15 protein-coding genes are annotated in these 21,873 nt (G+C 71.9%); 7 read left to right on the forward strand and 8 right to left on the reverse strand.

Annotation, left to right across the window (positions count from 1 at the left end; translation table 11 throughout):
- Positions 1-3: 3 nt before the first annotated feature.
- Together LBW97_RS15940 and LBW97_RS15945 are read right to left on the reverse strand one after the other, a co-directional pair.
- Positions 4-492, reverse strand: coding sequence for a C40 family peptidase (locus LBW97_RS15940; protein ID WP_224500340.1), 489 nt, complete (start codon positions 490-492; stop codon positions 4-6).
- A gap of 379 nt (positions 493-871) precedes the next feature.
- Positions 872-1,762, reverse strand: coding sequence for a type IV toxin-antitoxin system AbiEi family antitoxin (locus LBW97_RS15945; RefSeq protein WP_224500341.1), 891 nt, complete (start codon positions 1,760-1,762; stop codon positions 872-874).
- 194 nt (positions 1,763-1,956) lie between these two features.
- Between LBW97_RS15945 and LBW97_RS15950 the strand changes: the two genes are divergently transcribed.
- From LBW97_RS15950 to LBW97_RS15965, 4 genes are read left to right on the forward strand one after another with little or no spacing between them, the layout of a single operon-like run.
- Positions 1,957-2,484 (forward strand): MarR family winged helix-turn-helix transcriptional regulator, encoded by a 528-nt coding sequence (locus LBW97_RS15950; RefSeq protein WP_224500342.1) that lies wholly within the window; start codon positions 1,957-1,959, stop codon positions 2,482-2,484.
- 39 nt (positions 2,485-2,523) lie between these two features.
- Positions 2,524-4,203 carry a methylmalonyl-CoA mutase gene (locus tag LBW97_RS15955; protein WP_224500343.1) on the forward strand — a complete coding sequence of 560 codons (1,680 nt, stop codon included), beginning with the start codon at positions 2,524-2,526 and terminating at the stop codon, positions 4,201-4,203.
- 25 nt (positions 4,204-4,228) lie between these two features.
- Positions 4,229-4,591, forward strand: coding sequence for a VOC family protein (locus LBW97_RS15960; protein ID WP_224500344.1), 363 nt, complete (start codon positions 4,229-4,231; stop codon positions 4,589-4,591).
- Between the two features lie 59 nt (positions 4,592-4,650).
- The gene (locus LBW97_RS15965) at positions 4,651-5,616 is read left to right on the forward strand and encodes a tetratricopeptide repeat protein (RefSeq protein ID WP_224500345.1); all 966 of its coding nucleotides are present in this window, start codon (positions 4,651-4,653) and stop codon (positions 5,614-5,616) included.
- 15 nt (positions 5,617-5,631) lie between these two features.
- On the opposite strand, the gene LBW97_RS15970 is transcribed toward LBW97_RS15965, so the two are convergent.
- From LBW97_RS15970 to LBW97_RS15995, 6 genes are all read right to left on the reverse strand, one after another.
- Positions 5,632-7,005, reverse strand: a complete 1,374-nt coding sequence (locus tag LBW97_RS15970; RefSeq protein WP_224500346.1) for a neutral zinc metallopeptidase — start codon at positions 7,003-7,005, stop codon at positions 5,632-5,634.
- A gap of 45 nt (positions 7,006-7,050) precedes the next feature.
- Positions 7,051-8,445, reverse strand: a complete 1,395-nt coding sequence (locus LBW97_RS15975; RefSeq protein WP_224500347.1) for a hypothetical protein — start codon at positions 8,443-8,445, stop codon at positions 7,051-7,053.
- Between the two features lie 69 nt (positions 8,446-8,514).
- Positions 8,515-11,397, reverse strand: a complete 2,883-nt coding sequence (gene glgB, locus LBW97_RS15980) for a 1,4-alpha-glucan branching protein GlgB (RefSeq protein WP_224500348.1) — start codon at positions 11,395-11,397, stop codon at positions 8,515-8,517.
- Between the two features lie 52 nt (positions 11,398-11,449).
- A complete protein-coding gene (locus LBW97_RS15985) occupies positions 11,450-12,817 on the reverse strand; it encodes a hypothetical protein (protein WP_224500349.1) in 1,368 nt (455 codons plus the stop codon).
- Positions 12,814-14,634, reverse strand: a complete 1,821-nt coding sequence (gene treS / locus LBW97_RS15990; protein WP_224500350.1) for a maltose alpha-D-glucosyltransferase — start codon at positions 14,632-14,634, stop codon at positions 12,814-12,816. The genes LBW97_RS15985 and treS overlap by 4 nt, the downstream gene beginning before the upstream one ends.
- Positions 14,635-14,686: 52 nt before the next feature.
- Positions 14,687-16,714 carry an alpha-1,4-glucan--maltose-1-phosphate maltosyltransferase gene (locus LBW97_RS15995; RefSeq protein ID WP_224500351.1) on the reverse strand — a complete coding sequence of 676 codons (2,028 nt, stop codon included), beginning with the start codon at positions 16,712-16,714 and terminating at the stop codon, positions 14,687-14,689.
- Positions 16,715-16,873: 159 nt separating this feature from the next.
- Here LBW97_RS15995 and glgP point away from each other — a divergent pair, with 159 nt between their 5' ends.
- The 3 genes from glgP to LBW97_RS16010 all read left to right on the forward strand — a co-directional run bounded on the left by glgP (position 16,874) and on the right by LBW97_RS16010 (position 21,765).
- Entirely contained in the window at positions 16,874-19,423 is a 2,550-nt protein-coding gene (gene glgP / locus LBW97_RS16000; protein WP_224500352.1) for an alpha-glucan family phosphorylase, read from the forward strand.
- 123 nt (positions 19,424-19,546) lie between these two features.
- Entirely contained in the window at positions 19,547-20,518 is a 972-nt protein-coding gene (locus LBW97_RS16005; RefSeq protein WP_224500353.1) for an FHA domain-containing protein, read from the forward strand.
- A gap of 278 nt (positions 20,519-20,796) precedes the next feature.
- Positions 20,797-21,765, forward strand: a complete 969-nt coding sequence (locus tag LBW97_RS16010) for a hypothetical protein (RefSeq protein WP_224500354.1) — start codon at positions 20,797-20,799, stop codon at positions 21,763-21,765.
- The last annotated feature ends 108 nt before the right edge of the window (positions 21,766-21,873 follow it).

A 21,873-nucleotide genomic window follows, 5' to 3' on the forward strand; every position in this document is an offset into this window, starting at 1 on the left:
GGGTCACGCGATGCGGCGGGCGGTGTTGTAGCCGCTCATGTCGACGCTCTCGTACGTGACGCCGGTGGCCTCGGTGCCGGCGTGCACGACCTGGTTGTCGCCCACGTAGATGGCGACGTGGCTGATCGGCTCGTAGTAGAAGACCAGGTCGCCGGGCTGCAGATCGGCGCGGGCGACCGGGGTGCCGACGGTGGCCTGGTCGGCGCTGCGGCGCGGCAGCTCGATGCCGGCGGCGCGGTAGGCGTGGGCGGTCAGGCCAGAGCAGTCGTAGGCGTCGGGGCCGTTGCCGCCGTAGGCGTAGGCCTTGCCGACCTGGGCGCGGGCGTCGTCGACGGCTGCCTGGGCGGCCGGAGTCGGCGCGGGCGCCGAGGTGGCGGCGGGCGTGGGCTCCGCGGCCGAGGCCGTCACGGGGGACAGCGTGAGGGTCAGGGTGGCGGCGGCACCGGTGAACAGGCCGGCGCCGAGGCGTCGCAGGGTCGGGCGAGTGGTCACCACGAGGTGGCTCTCCTTCCGTTCGTCCGCCGCGGCACGACACGGGCACGGCACGGCACATCACGGCTCGGGGGCTGGATGCGTGCGTCGCACTCGCTTCCGGGGCGGGCCCGCTGTCTGGGGCACACCGCGCCGGGGCTGCGGCGGTACCGGGCCCGGGGCCACCCTCGTCGGGCGACGACCACCCGGCCGGCTCCTCAACGGTAGGAAGACCTCCTGCAGCGCACAACCCGGCGGTCGCCTTGTCGAGGCGTCGAGATGTCGACAAGTCGCTCAGGCACTGGGAATACGGGCCCGCGGATGGCGTCGGTCACATCGAGATCGTGAGTGCTCGCCCGCATGCGCCTGGGAGCGGTAACCCGGGTGGGCGAAGCGACTCTCATGCGTATCGGGGAGCGGCAAGGGCTGCGGCGACGCGGGCGACGAGGGTTGCCGGATCGCGCAGATCGGCCGCAGTCACGAAGACCACGGTCCATCCGGCGGCGGTGAGCGCATTGAGCCGACGACGGTCGCGGGCGACCTGCTGCGCCTCGCCGTGCCAGATCCCCTCGTACTCCACGGCGACCCGGCGGTCCGGCCAGGCGAAGTCGACGCGGGCCACGAACGCGCCGTCGGGTCGGCGGACCACGTGCTGAGCGACTGCCGGAGGCAACCGGGAGGCCCGCAGGACCAGTCGCAGGCGCGTTTCCTGCGGGGACTCGGCGAGCCCGTCGGCCAGCGACGCAGCTCGGCGTACCCGCCGGCACCCGGGACCGGTCAGGCGCGCGGCGTCCTCGCGGACGTCAGCGAGCTCCACGAGCCCGGCACGCACGAGCCGGTCGAGGCAGGCGACGGCTTCCTCGAGCGGTTCCTCGCGGGCGAGATCGAGGGCCGTGCGCCGCGGGGTCGTCACCGGGACGCCGCCGTGGTGGGTGATGTCGTCGTCGGCCAGGCGGCGCCGGGTCACGCGGACCCCGCGCATCGAGCCGGACCGGCAGTCGGGCCGCAGCGTGCACTCGACGTCGTCGTCCGGTCCTGCCAGGTCGATTCCCCAGAGCACCGCCGCGCTGCGGCCGCTGAGCACCGAACCGGGGACGGCGAGGGTGGCGAGAGCGCGAGCGCGGCGTGCGTGGCTCGGAGGGAGCGAGGAGCAGGCGTAGACGTCGGGGAAGAGACGGCGCCAGGCGGTGCTGCGTAGTTGGGCCTTGGTGAGCCGGCCGGCACGGACCTGATCCGACCCGCGGAAGATCTTGCCGCGGAGGGCCACCGGCGTCGTGGGAGTGCGGGACACGGGGGCACTGTGCCGCGCGCTCGCCCGACAGGTCTGGTGTATCCACAGGTCCCGGGACCGCGGTGGTCGGCGTGCTGTGGCACTCGCGTGTGGATGGGGGCGGTTTTCGGCAGCCGCATTGCCGCTCGCACGCGTATGAGGGCGGTGATGCGAGAGCGCCGGCCGACGGCGGGCCGCCCGGTAGCGTCCGCGGCATGGTCCGACCGCTGGGGCTCCCGTTCGACCCGATCGAGCGCGCCGGGGAGACGTGGGAGAAGCACTTCGGGCCGTCGTCGGCGATGCGGGCGGCGACGTCGGTCTTCCGGGTCCAGCAGATCCTGCTCGCCCGCTTCGACGAGGTGCTCCGCCCGCTGGAGCTCACCTTCGCCCGGTACGAGGTGCTGGTGCTCCTCACCTTCAGCCGCCTCGGCGAGCTGCCGCTCAAGGTGATCGGCAGCCGGCTGATGGTGCACCCGACCAGCGTCACGAACGCGATCGACCGGCTGGTAGCCGCCGGATACGTGGACCGGCGCCCGAACCCGGCCGACGGGCGCGGCGTGCTGGCGGCGATCACCGAGCGCGGGCGGGCGGTGGTCGAGGAGGGCACCGCGGCGCTGACGGCGATCGGCTTCGGGCTGGCCGACCTCGACGAACCCGACCACGAGGCCCTGTTCGACACGCTGCGCCGGGTCCGGCTGGGCGCCGGCGACGTCGCTCCGGGGGATGACGACACCGGTTCGTGACGGTCGACACACGATAGTTGGACGTCCTACTATCCGGTCATGACCCAGGACGCCCGGCAGCGGTGGCAGCAGCGGTACGACGCGGCGCTGACCGCGGGGCGGGTGCGGGACGCGGACTTCACGACCCTGTCGGGCGTCGAGGTGGCACCGGTCTACGGGCCGGCCGACGAGGCGTCCGTCGAGGGCTTCGAGCGGATCGGCTATCCGGGGGAGTTCCCCTTCACCCGCGGGCTGCACGCCACCGGCTACCGGGGCCGGGCGTGGACCATCCGGCAGTTCGCCGGCTTCGGCAACGCGACGCAGACCAACGAGCGCTACAAGATGATCCTGGCCGAGGGAGGCGGCGGGCTGTCGGTCGCCTTCGACATGCCCACGCTCATGGGCCATGACTCCGACGACCCGCTCGCGCTCGGCGAGGTCGGGCACTGCGGCGTCGCGATCGACACCGCCGCCGACATGGACGTGCTCTTCGACGGCATCGACCTCGAGGCGACGACGACGTCGATGACGATCAGCGGCCCCGCCGTCCCGGTCTTCTGCATGTACCTCGTGGCGGCCGAACGCCAGGGCGCGGACATCGGGAAGCTCAACGGCACGCTGCAGACCGACATCTTCAAGGAGTACATCGCGCAGAAGGAGTGGCTCTTCTCCCCGGAGCCGCACCTGCGCCTGATCGGCGACCTCATGGAGTACTGCGCCGAGAACATCCCGGCCTACAAGCCGATCAGCGTCTCCGGGTACCACATCCGCGAGGCCGGCTCCACGGCCGCGCAGGAGCTGGCATACACGCTGGCCGACGGGTTCGCCTACGTCGAGCTCGGCCTCTCCCGCGGGCTGGACATCGAGCAGTTCGCGCCCGGGCTCAGCTTCTTCTTCGACGCGCACATCGACTTCTTCGAGGAGATCGCGAAGTTCCGCGCAGCCCGCCGGATCTGGGCCCGCTGGCTGCGCGACGTCTACGGCGCGACGACCGAGAAGGCCCAGCAGCTGCGCTTCCACACGCAGACCGCCGGGGTGTCGCTGACCGCGCAGCAGCCGGACAACAACATCGTGCGGACGGCGGTGGAGGCGCTGTCGGCCGTGCTCGGGGGCACCCAGTCGCTGCACACGAACGCCCTCGACGAGGTGCTGGCCCTGCCCAGTGCCAAGGCGGCGCAGATCGCGCTGCGCACCCAGCAGGTGATCGCCGAGGAGACCGGCGTGATGAACGTCGCCGACCCGCTCGGGGGCAGCTGGTACGTCGAGGCGCTCACCGACGACATCGAGCGGCAGGCGGAGGCGATCTTCGCCCGCATCCGCGACATGAGCTCCGACGGGAGCATCACCGCCGGGATCCTGCGCGGCATCGAGGACGGCTACTTCACCGGCGAGATCGCCGAGGCCGCCTTCGTCTACCAGCGGGCGCTGGAGAAGGGCGAGAAGAAGGTCGTCGGCGTCAACACGCTCACCGGCTCGGTCGACGCCCACGACAAGCTGGAGATCCTCCGCGTCAGCCACCAGGTGGAAATCGACCAGAAGGCCGAGCTCGCCGGTCGCCGGCAGCAGCGGGACGACGACGCGGCGCGGGCCGCGGTCGCCCGCATGGTCGAGGTCGCCCGCAGCGAGCAGAACATGGTGCCGGCGATGCTCGACGCGGTCCGGGCCGAGGCCACGCTGGGCGAGATCTGCGACGCCCTGCGCGGCGAGTGGGGCACGTACATCGAACCGGCCCGTTTCTGACGTACCCCTCGGCCAGGATGCCGTCATGGCCGACCAAGCGCACCACGCCATCGACTACGTCGAACTCACAGTCCCCGACCTCGAGCCCGCGAAGCGCTTCTACGCCGGCGCCTTCGGCTGGGAGTTCACCGACTACGGGCCGGAGTACGCCGGCTTCCGCACCCCGGGTGGGAGCCGGGAGGCGGGCGGCCTGCGGCTCGACGCCGCGGGACCGACGCCTGGCGGCCCCCTGGTCCTGCTCTTCTCCACCGACCTCGACCGCAGCGTGGCAGCGGTGGAGGCGGCCGGAGGGCGGGTCACCGACGGCCCCTACCCCTTCCCCGGCGGGCGGCGGTTCCACTTCTGCGACCCCGCCGGCAACGAGCTGGGTGTCTGGTCCGAGGGCTGAGCGGGAGGCCGACGACCGCGGTCCGACCCGCTCGGAGCCGCGGTGGGATGATCGAGGTCATGCAGCCCACCCGCCCCGGACGTCCCGACCCGCGCGCTCAGGCCCAGCAGGCGCAGATGGCCGCCGCGATGGCCGGCGCCGTCGACCTCGCCGCGGTCAAGGCGCGCTCCGACGCCGCCGCCCGCGCCCAGGCCGCGCCGCCGCCGAGCGCCGCGGCCCCGGCCGGAGCGCCGGGTGGCGCGGTCGTCGACGTCACCGAGGCGACCTTCCAGGCCGAGGTGCTCGACCGGTCCTTCCAGGTGCCGGTGGTCCTCGACCTGTGGGCCGAGTGGTGCGGCCCGTGCAAGCAGCTCTCCCCGGTGCTCGAGAAGCTCGCCGTCGAGGGCGGCGGCTCGTGGGTGCTGGCGAAGGTGGACGTCGAGGCCAACCCCGCGCTGGCCCAGGGCCTGCGGGTGCAGGGCATCCCGGCGGTGAAGGCGGTGTGGCAGGGCCAGCTCGTCGCCGAGTTCACCGGCGCCATCCCCGAGGAGCAGGCGCGCCAGTTCATCGGCGAGCTGGTGCAGGCCACCACCGGCGGTGCGGTCCCCGGCGGGGAGGCGCCCGAGGAGGGTGCCGAGGACCCGCGGCTCGACGCTGCCGAGGCGGCCCTCGAGCAGGGTGACCTCGCTGCGGCCGAGGCCGCCTACGCAGCGATCCTCGCCGACGAGCCCGATCATCCCGACGCCGGCATCGCCCTGCGTCAGGTCCAGCTCTTCCGCCGTGCCGAGGAGGCCGGCCCGGATGCGCTCGCCGCGGCCGAGGCGGCGCCCGACGACGTCGCCGCGCAGACCCGGGCCGCGGACTTCCTGCTCGGCACCGGCGACATCGACGGCGCGTTCGGCCTTCTGCTCGACGTGGTGCGCCGCACCGCCGGCGAGGACCGCGACGCCGCGCGCCAGCACCTGGTGGAGCTGTTCGGCATCGTCGGCGACGAGGACCCCCGGGTGGGCCCGGCCCGGCGCGCGCTGATGACCGCGCTCTTCTGAGTCGGTCGCTCTGACTCAGACGCCGACGTCGCAGGCGGCGGCACCCTCGACGAAGCCACCGCGGAAGACGTCGACCAGCTGGAAGCCGGACAGCCCGGCGGCGCCCAGCACGTCCTCCGAGACGCCGTAGCGCAGCAGGAACAGCACGCTCTCGTCCAGGTCTCCCGGTGAGATGAGCACGTCGGGGACCTCGCGGTCGAACACCTGCGCGCTGAACCAGCCGGTGAGGCAGACCGCCGAGCGGATCGCGTCGGGATCGGCCGGGTCGAGCCCGAGCTGGTCCCGGGCCGCCAGCGCGTAGGGGATGGCGATCGCCGTCGCCACCGCGTAGTCGCCCAGCTCGTAGGCCTCGGTGGTGAGCTCCTCGTCGTAGCCGACGAGGTTGCCGTCGGCGCAGTAGACGACGTCGCGGTCCGAGGGTGCGCAGTCCGGTGCCGAGCCGGTGAACGGGTCGATCGGCGGCGCCTCGAACTCCTCGTCGAACACCTCGATGAAGGCCCGGTCCCAGAAGGCGGGCAGCGCGCCGCCGATGAGGTCGACCAGCTCGTCGTAGCGGGCGTTGCCCTGGGTGAAGAGCTCCTCGTCGCGGAAGGTGCCCTGGGTGAAGACCCGGTCGCGCCCGAACCGGTCACGGCAGGCGGTCGGGCCGTCGTCGAAGCCTTCCTGGAACGCGGACACGCGGTCGAAGTAGGACCCGTGCGCCGACTGCTCGGCCGGGCTGGTGCCCACCGGGTCGCGGAGCAGGAAGTAGCCGCGCAGCAGGTCGTCGAGCTCGCTCTCGCGCAGCCGGGAGTGCTCCGCCTCGCCGTCGGCGACCCACGCGGTCCAGGCCCCGGCGAAGCAGTCGGCCTGGGTCTCGGTGGCGATGGAGGGCCCGGGGGAGCCCACCCGGCCCTGGACGGCGTGCCCGAACTCGTGGGCCATCACCAGCGCCGGCAGGAAGCGGCCGTACCCCTCGCCGAGCTCGGTCAGGAACGCGCGGTCGTAGGTGATGGAGTCGGAGTTCGGCTCGTCGGGTGCCTGGCAGTAGAACGCGTTGTTCTCCGTCTCCCGCGGGTCGCTGCCGCACCCGACGCCCTCCGGGTACTGGCGTGGGTCGAGATTCCCGGGGTCGACGCTGAAGTAGCCGCCCTGGAGAGGTGCGAACCGGTCGCCGTAGACCTCGGGGAACTGCTCGGACCAGTAGCCCTCGAGGTCGGCCAGCGCGTTCCCCGCCAGGACGTCCACCGGCTCGTCGGTGGCGCCGGTGACGGTGATCTCGCCGGGCGGGGCATCGGCCGGGGCCGGGCGTCCCGGACTGGGGAGGCCGACGACCACGACGCCGCAGCCGCTCGTGACGCCGCAGAGGAGCAGGGCCGCGACGACGGCGAGCAGGGGACGGCGGTTCATGCCTGCTGGATCGCCCTCGGGGCGCCGGGGCAAACCCGGCGCAGGTCAGCCCGCGAGGTCGCAGGCGCCGCTCCCCTGGAGGAAGCCGTTGCGGAAGGCGCCGACCAGCTCGAAGCCGGAGGCGTCGGAATCCGGGAAGACCCGGTCGTCGATCCCGTACTGCAGCAGGAACTGGACGGCCTCGTCGATGTCACCGGGGCTGATGCGGGCGGCCACGAGGTCGGCGAAGGAGTCGGCGTACCACTGCGCCTGGTACCAGCCGGTGAGGCAGACCGCCGATCTGGTGGCGGCCTCGTCATCGACGGAGAGCCCGGCCTGGTCGCGTGCGGCGAGGGCGTAGGGCAGGGCCATGGCCGTGGCGAGCGCGAAGTCGCCGATCTCGTCGTAGGCCGGGATCGCCAGGTCGCTCTGGTCGAGGTAGACGGTGGCGTCCTCCGCGCAGTAGCCGAGGTCCCGGTCCTCGAGCCCTGAGCAGTCCGGGGCGTCGCCGTCGAAGGCTTCCAGGCCGGGCGCCTCGAACTCGGCCCCGAACTCGTCGGGGAAGACCGCGCCGTAGAAGGCCGGCAGTGTGCTCCCCACCCAGTCGACGATGCTCTCGAAGTCGGCGTTGCCCTGGTCGACCGAGTCGCCGGGCTCGAACTCGGCGGCGGTGAACAGGCGGTCCGGGCCGTAGGCGTCCCGGCAGGCGGCCACGCCCGACTCGAACCCCTCGTAGAAGGCCGACACCCGGTCGAAGAACGAACCGTGCGCCTCGTCGTCGTCGGGGTTGCTGCCGACGTCGTCGCGCAGCAGCAGGAAGCCCCGGACCACCACGTCGAGCTCGGGCTCCCGGAGCGAGACGTGTTCCGCTCCGCCGTCGGCGACCCAGCGCGTCCACGCGCCGGCCAGGCAGTCCGCCTGGGTCTCGTCCTGGATGCTGCGCTCGGCGAAGCCGAATCGGCCCTGCATCGCGTGCCCGAACTCGTGCGCCATGACCACGGGGACGAGGAAGCGGCCGTGGTCGTCGGCGAGCTCCTGCAGCAGCGTCCGGTCGTACGCGACCACGTCGCAGACCGGGTCGTAGAAGGCGTTGCCGGCCACCTCCTGGGGCTCGGTGGGCTGCTCCGCGCAGCCGATGCCGGTCTCCGGGTAGAGGCTCTCGTCGAGGTCGTCCGAGTCGACGGAGAAGTAGCCGCCCCGCAGCGGCGCGTACTCCTCGCCGAAGTACTCGGGATAGGCCTGCTGCCAGAACGTCTCCAGGTCGGCCAGCGCATTGCGGGCCACCTGGTCGATCGGTTCGTCGCCGGCTCCGGTGACCGGGAGCTGGTCCCCGGGGACGTCGACCGACGGGTCGCTCGCCGGGGACGCCTGCCCACGGACGGCATCGACGGCGCACCCGCTGACCATCACCAGCGCCATCATCGGGGCCAGAGCGAGCGGTGCGACCCGGCGCAGCGTCATGGCCTGAGCATGCCCGGTGTGCGGAGCCGCGACCAGCCGCCGGCCCGGTGCGGGCCGGCGGCCGGTCGGTCAGCCCTCGTGCAGGAACCAGACGGTGCCCAGCGGAGGAGCCGAGATCGTGGCCGAGTACGGCTGGCCGTGCCACGGCTCGGCCACGGCCTCGACGCCCCCGAAGTTGCCGACCCCCGAGCCGCCGTAGCCCTCGGCGTCGGAGTTCAGCACCTCGCGCCACTGGCCGGGGCGGGGGAGCCCGATCCGGTACTCGTGGTGCGGCGACCCGGAGAAGTTCACGACGCAGGCCAGCGCCGACCCACCGGCGGCCGCCGGCAGGACGACGTCGCCGTCCGCGGGGTGGCCGTCCTCGGTCTCGGTGCCGTCCTCCCCGCCGGCCGGGAGAGCCGCCGTCGCCGGCGCCTTCCCGTACCGCAGGAACGACAGCACGTTGCCCGTCGCGTCGTTGGCGTCGATCCACTGGAACCCGGCCGGGTCGACGTCCAGCGACCAGAGCGCGTCGTACTCCTTGTAACGCGCGTTCAGGTCGCTGACCAGCTGCAGGATGCCGCGGTGCGCGGGGTCGTCGAGGTGCCACCAGTCCAGGGAGCGGCTCTCGGCCCACTCCGAGTCCTGGGCGAACTCCGACCCCATGAACAGCAGCTGCTTGCCGGGGTGCGCCCACATGTAGGCGAAGTAGGCGCGCAGGTTGGCCAGCTGCTGCCACCGGTCACCCGGCATCTTCCGCAGCATCGAGCCCTTGCCGTAGACGACCTCGTCGTGGCTGATCGGCAGCACGAAGTTCTCGGTGTACGCGTAGTGCATCGAGAACGTCAGCTGGCCGTGGTGGTAGCTGCGGTAGACCGGCTCGCGCTCCGCGTAGGCGAGCGAGTCGTGCATCCAGCCCATGTTCCACTTGAAGCCGAAGCCCAGGCCGCCGAGGTGCGTCGGCCGGGTGACGCCCGGCCAGGCGGTGGACTCCTCGGCGATCGTCATGATCCCGGGGACCTCGCGGTAGACGGTGGCGTTGAACTCCTGCAGGAAGGCCACCGCCTCGAGGTTCTCCCGGCCGCCGTACTTGTTGGGCAGCCACTCGGTGCGCGAGTAGTCCAGGTAGAGCATCGAGGCCACCGCGTCGACGCGGATGCCGTCGACGTGGAACTCCTTGGCCCAGAAGAGGGCGTTGGCCACCAGGAAGTTGCGGACCTCGGAGCGGCCGAAGTCGAAGACGTAGGTGCCCCAGTCCAGCTGCTCGCCCCGGCGCGGGTCACCGTGCTCGTAGAGCGGAGTGCCGTCGAAGCGGGCCAGCGCCCACTCGTCCTTGGGGAAGTGCGCGGGGACCCAGTCGACGATGACGCCGATACCGGCCGCGTGGGCGCGGTCGATCAGGTAGCGCAGGTCGTCGGGGCTGCCGAAGCGCGACGTCGGTGCGTAGTACGAGGTGACCTGGTAGCCCCAGGAGCCGCCGAAGGGGTGCTCGGCCAGCGGCATGAACTCGATGTGGGTGAAGCCGGCGTCGACGACGTAGTCGATCAGCTCGTCGGCGAGCTCGCGGTAGGAGAGCCCCTGCCGCCACGAGCCGGCGTGCACCTCGTAGACGCTCATCGGGCGCTCGTGCCAGCCGGCCTCGGCCCGCTGGGCCAGCCATGCGTCGTCCTGCCACTCGTAGGTGGACTCGGTGACGATCGAGGCGTTCAGCGGGGGGACCTCGGTGGCGAACGCCATGGGGTCGGCCTTGTCGCGCCAGGTGCCGTCGGCGCCCAGCACGTGGTAGCGGTAGCGGGTGCCCACCTGGGCGCCGGGGATGAAGATCTCCCAGACGCCGGAGGACCCGAGGTGCCGCATCGGGTAGGCGCGGGCCTCCCAGTAGTCGAAGTCGCCGGTCACCTTGACGCCGCGGGCGCTCGGGGCCCAGACGGCGAAGGAGACGCCCTCGACCGTGCCGCGGGACGTCTCGTAGCGCCGGACGTGTGCTCCGAGCACCTCCCAGAGGCGCTCGTGCCGCCCTTCGCGGATCAGGTGCTCGTCCAGCGGGCCCAGCGTGGGGAGCCAGCGGAACGGGTCGTCGACCGTGTGCGTGGTCGTGCCGTCCTCGCCGTCGCCGTAGGTGACCTCGATGCGGTAGTCGCCCGGCTGGCGGGGGAGCGCCGCCTCGTAGATGCCGCCCTCGTGCAGCCGGTGCATCTCGTAGCGGCTGTCGTCCTCGTCCAGCACGGCGACCGAGACGGCGTCGGGGCGCAGGGTGCGCACCGCCCATCCCTCGGCCGTGCGGTGGGCGCCCAGCACCCGGTGGGGGTCGCGGGACCAGCCGTCGACGATCGCCGTCAGGTCCTCGTCGGTGAACTCCTCGAGCTCGGCGTCCTCGGCGGCGCCGGCCGTGGTGCCGCCAGAGGCCGACGGCCCGGCGGACCGGGCCGGCTCGCGGACGGGGGCCGCCGGTTCGGCGGCCCCCTGGGCGGAGTCGAGCACGGGAGCGCCGGTGGCGTCCTCGGGTGCCCGTGGGTTGTCCGGCTCGGCCGGATCGGGGTCCGGAGCCACCGGCTGACCGGCCGGCGCGCCCGACGGGGAACCGGGCTCGGCGATCGGGGCGGGCGCCACCACCGGGTTGGCGGTGACCGGAGCCTCTTCGCTGCCGGGCTCCGGCGTGGCCTCGGTCGCCGTCGGCGCGGCCGCCACCTTCTTCGCGGTGGTGCGCTTGGCCGCGGCGACGGAGGTGGGAGCCGCCTTCTTCGCCGGCGCGGCCTTCTTCACGGCCGGGGCCTTCTTGGCCGCCGCCTTCTTCGCAGGGGCGCCGTCGCCGGCGGCCGCCTTCTTCGTCGCCCGCTTGCGCGTGGCGGGTGCGGCGTTCACCGGGGGCTCGCTGCCCGCGGCGAACTCGGCCTGGGCGACCTTCTCATCCACGGCGCGCTGCAGATCGTCCTTGCTCTGCACTCGGCTCTCGCCTCGGTCGTCGGTCGTCATCGTCTCGCCGTCCTCGTCGCTTCTCGGTGCAGTGGTCCAGGTCGTCGGTGCCTCAGTCGCGGTGGGCGATCCGGGACAGCGACTGGAGCGGGATCATCAGCCAGTGCGGACGGTTCCTCGCCTCGTAGACGCATTCGTAAACCGCCTTGTCGGCCTCGAACGCCCGAAGGAGTGGTGATTCACCGCAGGGGTCGAGCCCGCTGGCCTCGGAGTACCCGGTGCAGAACGCCGACCGGTTCCGGGCCGCCCACTCCTGCGCGCGGTAGGCGCGCTGCGTGTCCTCGGGCTGCTCGACCAGCATGTGCCGGGCGGCGTAGTCGAAGCTCCGCAGCATGCCGGCGACGTCGCGCAGCGGGCTGTCGAGCTCCCGGCGCTCGACCAGCGGACGGGCTGGCTCGCCCTCGAAGTCGAGGATGATCCAGCCGGTCGTGGTGCGCAGGACCTGGCCCAGGTGGAGGTCGCCGTGCACCCGCTGGCGGACCACCGGCTCGGTGCTGTCGGCGACCGCGGCGTAGACCCGCCGCAGCCCGTCGGCGAACTCCTCGAGCTGCGGCACGACCTGGATGGCGGCCTCGAGGCGCTCGGTCATCTGCCGCGCGACATCGGCGTACCACTCGGCGGCGGCCGGCTCCGTGGGCAGCACCTTCGCCATGTCCGCGTGCACCGACGCCGTCGCCGCCCCCAGCCGCTCGCTGTCGGCGGCGAAGTCGCCGCCCACCTCGTCGGCGTGCAGGTCGCCCTCGGCGTAGAGGTCGCGGACGCTGGCCGTGGCCAGTCGCCAGCCGTCGCTGGCGTTGGGCACGAAGGTCTGCAGCATCGCCACGGTGGCCGGTTCGCCGCCTGAGGCGTCGTCGATCTCGATGTGCCCCAGCAGCGACGCGATGTGCTCGTTGTCTGTCCGCCGCAGCGCGGCGTGGATCTCCACGTCCGGGTTGAGGCCGGGCTCCAGCCGACGGAACAGCTTGAGGATCGCCTCCTGCCCGTAGATCAGCGAGGTGTTGCTCTGCTCGCCGGAGACGATGTCGCCGGGCAGGCCCTCGGGGATGTGGACCTGCTCGGCGGGGGAGAAGTGCATCGGGCCGATGGCCGAGCCCTGGGCGAGGTGGATCAGCCAGGGCAGGGTCGACTCGCGGTCGCGCATGGCGTCGTAGGCGAAGGACTCGTTGCCCTCGTTGGAGACGGCGCCGACGAAGGCCGACTCCAGCTCCTCCGACGGGTGGTCACGCCACGACAGCGGGACCAGGTAGGTCTCCTGTGCGCCGTCCCGGTAGGAGATCCGGACCCGGTGCACCGACAGCACCGGGTTGCCCCGGTCCAGGAAGAAGCCGTCCTCGGTGACGTCGGCCCACTCGCGGCCCTTGCCGCCGAACCACCGCTGCTGCGGGATCCACTCGCGGAACAGATCGGTGAGCACGCTCATCGGGTGCCTCCGGACTCGTCGGTCGGGGTCTCCTCGGCGGCGCTGACCACTCCGCCGGCCAGCAGGCTGTCGGCCACGGCGCTGGAGGTCGCGCTGGTCCAGTCCTCGGTCTCGTCGGCCACCGGCTCGGCCGGCTTGGAGAGCTCGAACCAGTAGAAGCCGTGCCCGGCGAGGGTGAGCATGTAGGGCAGGACGCCGATCTGCGGGAATTCCACCCGGCCGGTGAGCTCGATCGGCGTGTAGCCCTCGAACCGGCGCAGGTCCAGCTCCACCGCCTGCGGGAACCGGGAGAGGTTGTTGACGCAGAGCACGACGTCGTCACCGAACTCGCGGACGAACGACAGCACCGTGGGGTTGCGCGAGCCGACCTCGGCGTAGCTGCCCAGGCCGAAGGTCGGGTGCTGGCCGCGGACCTGGATCATCCGGCGGACCCACTGCAGCAGCGAGTTGGTGTTGCGCAGCTGGGACTCGACGTTGGTGACCTGGTAGCCGTAGACCGGGTCCTGGTTCAGCGGCAGGTACATCCGCTGCGGATCGGCGCTGGAGAAGCCGCCGTTGCGGTCCGGCGTCCACTGCATCGGGGTGCGGACGCCGTCCCGGTCACCGAGCCAGATGTTGTCGCCCATGCCGATCTCGTCGCCGTAGTAGAGGACCGGGGAGCCCGGCAGCGACAGCAGCAGCGCGTTGAACAGCTCGAGGGTGTTGACGTCGTTGTCCAGCAGCGGGGCCAGCCGGCGGCGGATGCCGATGTTGGCCTTCATGCGGGGGTCCTTGGCGTACTCGTTCCACATGTAGTCGCGCTCTTCGTCGGTGACCATCTCGAGGGTCAGCTCGTCGTGGTTGCGCAGGAAGATGCCCCACTGGCAGTTGTCCGGAATGTCCGGCGTCTGGGCCATGATCTCCGAGATCGGGAACCGCTGCTCCCGCCGGACGGCCATGAACAGGCGCGGCATCACCGGGAAGTGGAAGGCCATCTGGCACTCGTCGCCATTCTCGCCGAAGTACTCGACGACGTCGGCCGGCCACTGGTTCGCCTCGCACAGCAGCACCTTGTCGGTGTAGTTGTCGTCGACGATCTTGCGGACGTGGCGCAGGAACTCGTGGGTGCGCGGCAGGTTCTCGCCGTTGGTGCCCTCCTCCTCGAAGAGGTAGGGCACGGCGTCGAGCCGGAAGCCGTCCACGCCGAGGTCCAGCCAGAAGCGCAGGGCGTCGATGATCGCCTCCTGCACCGCCGGGTTCTCGAAGTTGAGGTCCGGCTGGTGGGAGAAGAAGCGGTGCCAGAAGTACTGCTTGCGCACCGGGTCGAACGTCCAGTTCGAGCTCTCGGTGTCGACGAAGATGATCCGCGCGTCGGCGTAACCGGTGTCGTCGTCGGCCCACACGTAGAAGTCGCCGTAGGGGCCCTCGGGGTCGCTGCGGCTGGCCTGGAACCAGGGGTGCTGGTCCGAGGTGTGGTTCATGACGAAGTCGATGATCACGCGCATGCCACGGGAGTGGGCCTCGTCCATGAACTCCTTGAAGTCCTGGATGTCACCGAACTCCGGCAGGACCGCCGTGTAGTCGCTGACGTCGTAGCCGCCGTCGCGCAGCGGGGAGGCGAAGAACGGCGGCAGCCAGAGGCAGTCGACGCCCAGCCACTGGAGGTAGTCCAGCTTGTCGATCATGCCGCGGATGTCGCCGACACCGTCGGCGTTGCTGTCGGAGAAGCCGCGGACCAGCACCTCGTAGAAGACGGCGCGCTTGTACCACTCGGGGTCGGACCCGGGCGGTGGGAGCGCGGAGTGGGCGGCAGGGGAGTCGGGGACGGGAGCGGTCATCGACGCGTATGCCTCGTTCGGGGTCGCAGGTGCGGTCGGGGAGTGCCGGTCGTCAGGAGACCGGCGGGGGGAACTGCACGGGCCGCGGGAAGCTGATCCCGAAGACGTGCGCCGGCTCCCGGTAGGGATCGAGCTCGACGTAGTTGAACTGGCCCCAGTCGTACCGGGCGCCGCTGAGCTCGTCGGTGACCGCGAAACGCTCGTGCCAGTCCAGGCCGAGGGTCGGCAGGTCCAGCGACGTCGTCCCGATCTGGGTGTTGTGGCTCGAGAGGTTGACGACGACGAGGACGGCGTCGTTCGAGCCGGGGTCGGTCTTGGTGAAGCAGAGCAGGTTCGGGTTGTCCACCGCGTGGAACCGCAGCGTGCGGAGCTGCTGCAGCGCGGGGTGGGCGCGCCGGACCTCGTTGAGCCGCTTCAGGTAGGGGGCGAGGCTGCGGCCGCTGGCCTCGGCACCGGCCCAGTCGCGGGGGCGCAGGGAGTACTTCTCGCTGTCGAGGTACTCCTCGCTGCCCGGCTTGACCGCCACGTGCTCGAACAGCTCGAAGCCGGAGTAGACGCCCCAGGTCGGGCTGAGCATCGAGGCCAGCACGGCGCGGATCTTGAACATCGGCGGGCCACCGAACTGCAGCGACTCGTGGAGGATGTCCGGGGTGTTCACGAAGAAGTTGGGCCGCATGTAGTGCGAGTTCGTGGCCAGCTCGCGGCCGTACTCCTCGATCTCCTCGCGCTCGGTCCGCCACGTGAAGTACGTGTAGGACTGCGTGAACCCGATCCGCGCGAGCTGGTGCATCATCGCCGGCCGGGTGAACGCCTCGGCCAGGAACAGCACGTCGGGGTCGGTCTTCTTGACCTCCCAGATCAGCCAGTGCCAGAAGTTCAGCGGCTTGGTGTGCGGGTTGTCGACGCGGAAGATCCGGACGCCGGCGTCCATCCAGTGCCGGACCACCCGGAGCACCTCGGCGTACAGACCCTCGGGGTCGTTGTCGAAGTTGATCGGGTAGATGTCCTGGTACTTCTTCGGCGGGTTCTCCGCGTAGGCGATCGTGCCGTCGGGCAGCGTGGTGAACCACTCCGGGTGCGCCTCGACCCACGGGTGGTCGGGAGCGGCCTGCAGCGCCAGGTCCAGCGCGACCTCCATGCCGAGGTCCTTGGCGCGGTCGACGAAGGCGCGGAAGTCCTCGAGCGTGCCGAGCTCCGGGTGGACGGCGTCGTGCCCGCCCTCGGCGCTGCCGATGGCCCACGGCGAGCCGACGTCGTCGGGACCGATCTCGTGCGGGTTGCCGCCGGGGAACTGGGCGGTGTTCGGGCCCTTGCGGTTCACCGCGCCGATCGGGTGGATCGGCGGCAGGTAGACGACGTCGAAGCCCATGTCGGCGACCGCCGGCAGCCGGTCGCCCGCCGTGGTGAACGTGCCGTGGGTGGGCACGCCGCCGACGACGGGGCCCTCCGAGCGGGGGAAGAACTCGTACCAGGAGCCGTAGAGCGCCTGGCGGCGGTCCACCCACACCTCGTAGGTGGGGGAGGCCGTGACCAGCTCGCGCACGGGGTGCTCGTGCAGGTAGCGCTGCAGCCCGGCGGCGAGCGCGGGGGCGATGCGGACGGTCAGCTCGAGCGAGGTGTCCCGCAGCGCGGCGGCCGCGGCGGAGACCCGCTCGCGGAAGTCGTCGTCGGCCTCAGCGGCGACCCGCTCGAGCAGCCCGGCGCCCACCTCGAGGTCGTTGGCGAGCTCCTCGGCGCCCTGTCCGGCCTCGACCTTCACCTCGACGGCGTGCCGCCAGGTGGCCAGCGGGTCGCTCCACGCCTCGATCCGGAAGGTCCAGGGACCCTCGCGGTCGGGCACGACGGTGGTCAGCCAGCGGTCGGGCTCCGGCGGCAGCTTCGCCATCCGGAGGAACGGGCCCTCGGTGCCGTCGGGTCCGGTCCACACCACGTTCGCGGCGACGGCGTCGTGGCCCTCGCGGAACACGGTGGCGGTGATCGGCAGGTGTTCGCCGACGACCGCACGGGCGGAGAAGGTCCCGCAGGACACGACAGGGGCGACATCGGTGATGCCGAGGCGGAGTTCGGCGCGTCCAGTCATCGGGCCCCACGCTACTGAGCTGCCGCCTCACCAGCATCTCGGCAGATGATCTGTCGCTCCCGCCTCACCCGTTGGGGCGGCGGCACGACGCCGTGCCGGATCCGGAGCGGTACCGCGCGACACCCTGACGAACGGCTCTCGGCTGGTTAGGCTCGGTCGATGCGAGCCCTCCGACGCTTCACCGTCCGCGCGGCTCTGCCGGAGCCGCTCCTCCCACTGGCCCAGCTGGTGATGAACCTGCGCTGGTCGTGGCACCCAGGGACCCGGGACCTCTTCGAGACCCTCGATCCCCAGCTGTGGCAGCAGTGCGGCGGTGATCCGGCGCGCGTCCTGGGGGAGGTGTCGGCCGAACGGCTCGCCCAGCTGGCTGCCGACGAGGGCTTCGTCCAGCGGCTGACCGACGCGGTCAGGGACCTCGACGAGTACCTCTCCACCCCGCGCTGGTACCAGTCGCTGGGTGCCGAGGCGCCGCAGACCATCGCCTACTTCTCCGCCGAGTTCGGCATCACCGAGGTGCTGCCGCAGTACTCGGGTGGGCTGGGCATCCTGGCCGGCGACCACCTCAAGGCCGCCTCGGACCTCGCGGTCCCGCTGATCGGCGTCGGGTTGCTCTACCGCGCCGGCTACTTCACCCAGGGTCTTTCCGGCGACGGCTGGCAGCTCGAGCACTATCCGTCGCTGGACCCGCACGGCCTGCCGGTGAAGCTGCTGCGCCAGGCCGACGGCTCCGCCGTCGTCATCACCGTGCCGCTGCCCGAGGGGCGCACGCTGCACGCCCACGTCTGGCGGGCCCAGGTCGGCCGGGTGTCGCTGCTGCTGCTCGACAGCGACATCGAGGAGAACGCGCCCGGCGAGCGGCTGGTCACCGACCGCCTCTACGGCGGCGACGAGGACCACCGCCTGCGCCAGGAGATGCTGCTCGGCATCGGCGGGGTGCGGGCGCTGCGGGCCTACTGCTCGCTGACCGGCACCCCGATGCCGGAGGTGTTCCACGCCAACGAGGGCCACGCCGGCTTCCAGGGCGTCGAGCGCATCCGCGAGCTGATCGAGGCGCACGGGCTCTCGGTCCCCGAGGCGCTTCAGGCCGTCCGCGCGGGCACCGTGTTCACCACTCACACCCCGGTGCCGGCCGGCATCGACCGGTTCCCCAAGGCGCTCATCGAGCGCTACTTCGCCGGCTTCGGCGTGCCGCTGGACCAGCTGCTCCCGCTGGGGGCCGAGGAGGACCCGGCGAAGTTCAACATGGCCCACATGGGTCTGCGGCTGGGTCAGCGGGCCAACGGCGTGAGCGAGCTGCACGGGCACGTGAGCCGCGGGATGTTCAACGGGCTGTGGCCGGGCTTCGACGAGGGCGACGTCCCGATCGGGTCGATCACCAACGGCGTGCACGCCCCCACCTGGACGGCGCGCGAGCTGGTCGAGATGGGCACCCAGAGCTCCAGCCAGGGCGACCCGGTGGACGTCGACGGGGAGGTCCACTTCGACGGCGTGGACCGCATCCCGGCGGGCGATCTGTGGGCCACCCGCGGAATGCTGCGCGGTCGGCTGGTCGAGGAGGTGCGTCGGCGGATCCGGGAGACCGCGCTCTCCCGCGGCGCCAGCGAGGCGGAGGTCGGGTGGACCCAGACCGCCTTCGACCCCGACGTCCTGACCATCGGCTTCGCCCGGCGGGTGCCGTCCTACAAGCGGCTGACCCTCATGCTGCGCGACCCGGCGCGGCTCAAGGCGCTGCTGCTGGACCCGGAGCGGCCCATGCAGCTGATCATCGCCGGCAAGAGCCACCCGGCCGACGACGGCGGCAAGCAGCTCATCCAGCAGATGGTGGCCTTCGCCGACGACCCGGAGGTGCGGCACCGGATCGCCTTCCTGCCCGGCTACGACATCGGCATGGCCCGCTACCTCTACTGGGGCTGCGACGTCTGGCTGAACAACCCGCTGCGCCCGCTGGAGGCGTGCGGCACCTCGGGGATGAAGGCCGCGCTCAACGGCGGACTCAACCTCTCCATACGCGACGGATGGTGGGACGAGTGGTTCGACGGGCAGAACGGCTGGGCGATCCCGACCGCCGACGGCGTCCAGGACGCCGATCGCCGCGACGAGGTCGAGGCGCGGGCGATCTACGACCTGCTCGAGAACCAGGTGGTGCCGCGGTTCTACGAGCGCGACGGCGAGGGCATCCCCGGTCGCTGGGTCGAGATGGTGCGGCACACGCTGCGCGAGACCGGGCCGAAGGTGCTGGCCACCCGGATGGTGCGTGACTACGTCCGCGACCTGTACGTGCCGGCGGCGGGCTCGGCGCGGACGATGGCGGCCGAGGGCTACGCACCGGCGCGCACCGAGGCGTCCTGGCGGGCACACCTGCTGCACCACTGGCACGACGTCCGGGTGGCGCACGTCGAGGCGACCGGCGCGGGGGACACCCCGGAGATCGGGTCGGGGCTGGCGCTGCGCGCCGAGGTCGAACTGCCGGGGCTGGAGCCCTCCGATGTCGAGGTGCAGGCGGCCTACGGCCGGGTGGACGACGCCGACGGGTTGCACGACGTGACCACCGTTCCCATGACCCACGAGCACACCGACGGGTCCCGGCACTGGTTCACGGCAACCGTTCCGCTGGAGCGCACCGGCGCGTTCGGCTACACGGTGCGCGTCCTCCCGTACTCTCAGTACTTGGCCGATCCGGCCGAGCTGGGCGTGGTGAGCACGGCGTGACCGACACACCACGAAACACACGAACCACGCCGGTCACTGTGACGCACAGCTACCCCGCGACACCCCGGCGTGGCGCTGCTACCGGGGCGCCGAGACTGCCCGGGGATCACTAGGCTGACCGTCATGCCCGACCGCTGTGAAGTCCTCCCCGGAGATGCCGTCGTCGCCCGCCGTGGCGGCGGCCTGCTGTGGGTCGACGCTCCCGGCTCGCCCGCCCTCGTGTCCGCCCTCCACGCCTGCCTCGGCGTGTCCGGGCCGGGCGCCGACCGCGTGCTCGCCGCCGTGGCCGGCCAGGTGAGCTCGCTCGCCTCGGGCGGCGCGTCCTTCGCCCTCGTCCTGACCGACGACACCGGCTCCGGTGTCGCGCTCTGGGCGGGCAAGGGCCAGCCGGCCGTCGACGGTGTCCCCGTGTCCGGTTCGTCGGTCGAGGGCGGCACGCTCGCCTCCGGCTTCTCGCTGGGCCAGTCGCTGTACGTCGGCCCCGGCCAGTCGGCGCCGCGCACCCCGCCGGGTGTGAGCTTCGACCTCGTCGAGGGGACCGTCCCCGGTGGCGGCGCGACGCTGCACCTGGCTGCGGCCGCTCCGTCGTCGGCGGCCAGCCCGGCCACGTCGGCCGCGCCGGCCGCCGCCTCGCCGTTCTCCGCCTCCTCCGACGCCGGCTTCGGCGCCTCCCGCGGCGCGACCGCGGCGGCCCGTCCCGAGTCGGGCGAGCAGACGGCGTTCTGGCGGGCCGACTCCGACGCCGACTCGGCCGTGCCGCTGCTGCGGTTCGACGACGGCATGGTCGTCACCATCGACGAGGACCTGGTCCTCGGTCGGCGTCCCGACAACCACGAGATGGTCTCCAGCGGCTCGGCGCGTGCCGTGCCGATCGCGGACACCCAGAACGTGCTGTCCTCCGCCCACGCGGCGCTGACCCGCTCGGGCACCGAGGTCTCGTTGGTCGACCTGGGCTCGCTCAACGGCACCCACGTCGCCGGCCCCGAGGCCACCGAGTGGACCCAGCTCGAGCCGGGCGTCGCCCACCCGCTCTCCGACGGCGACCGCCTGCTCCTCGGCTGGACCGTCATCACCTTCGAGCAGCCGCAGGAGTAAGCGGCAGCCCCAGTGAGCGCAGTGCACCGAGGCCCCATTCCAATTCCGGAACGGGGCCTCGGCCTGTTGAGGCGAGCGGGCCTGCTATCAGTCGGGCTCGACGTGCGGGTCGGGGTGTCGTGGGCCGTGACGCCTTGGGCGCGTGAGCCGGTCTGTCATCGACGCGCCGACCGTCTCGTCTTGACGCTGCGCATTCTGTCGGTGGCGCGCCCTAGCGTCGCGACTGGAACGCACACCCCAAGACCCCGGGGATGGGCCGGAGTGGATCGGAGCCGCTGGTGGACCTCGAACAGGGATACAACCTCACGCCGTCGACGCAGGAGCGCCTGCGACTGCTCGACTGGATCGCCGATCAAGGAGGGACGACGCCGAAGGAATTCGTGGCCCTCGGCGCGCTGCTGGAGGGGGAGGAGCGCGAGGCGGCGCTCGCCCTCATCGGTCACCTGGAGACCCTCGAGGGGAACGGTGTCCTCAGCCTCCAGAAGACCCTCGGTTGGGGCGGTTGGTCCTGCTACGTGACGCCGAGGGGCGTGGAACTGATCGAGTCGCTACGAGCCGAGCGCGGCGACCTGCTCGGTCGGCGCAAGGCGTCGCGCGACGCCTTCCTGCACTGGCTGTATGACTGCACTCTGAAAGGCAACCGGGTGCCCAACTCGTCCGCGTTTTTTGGAAGCAGCTACGGCAACTATTTCGGTCACCAGTTCACCGGGGATGAGGTGGCTGCCGCAAGCGATTGGTTGAAGACCGAGGGCTACATCACGGGCAGCCTGACCTGGAACGCAGGAATCGTCCGCCCGAGCATTACGACGAGGGGTGAGCGAATTGTGGAGTCTGGCCGATCCGTGAACGACGACTCCCCGGCCGCAGCCAACGCGCCGTCCCACATCACCACGGTCAACGTCAGCGGTACGGGCCACAACGTCGCTACTCACAGCCCGGGGGCCGTGCAGACGGCGACGGTGACCATGAGCGACGACAACCGCAAGCTGATCCTGCCGGTCGCTGACAATCTCGACGGCCTCCTACAGGCAGGTCTGCTCGGGCTGGACGAAGAGCAGTCGGCTGAAGCCGTCGAGGTTGTCTCGGAGCTTCGTCGGGCGGCCGACGAGCCGGAGGTGGAGGGCGGAGCTCTGCGGCGACTCCTTGAGAAGGCCAAGTCCGTGGCGATCGCTGGCACCGGCGCGGCCATGGGCCAGGGCGTCGTCGCACTCGCCGAGCAGAGTCTTCAGGGCCTCGGACTCGGTTGAGCGGTGCTGAACAGCGCGGCGGCACCGTCGGGCACATAGTCGGGCGTTCTCCCGCAGGGTTGGTCACGGGGGGTGGCCGGCGGAGGGCTCGGTGCTCTCGTGGCCATC

The sequence above is a fragment of the Blastococcus sp. LR1 genome (assembly GCF_020166105.1).
Lineage (GTDB): Bacteria > Actinomycetota > Actinomycetes > Mycobacteriales > Geodermatophilaceae > Blastococcus.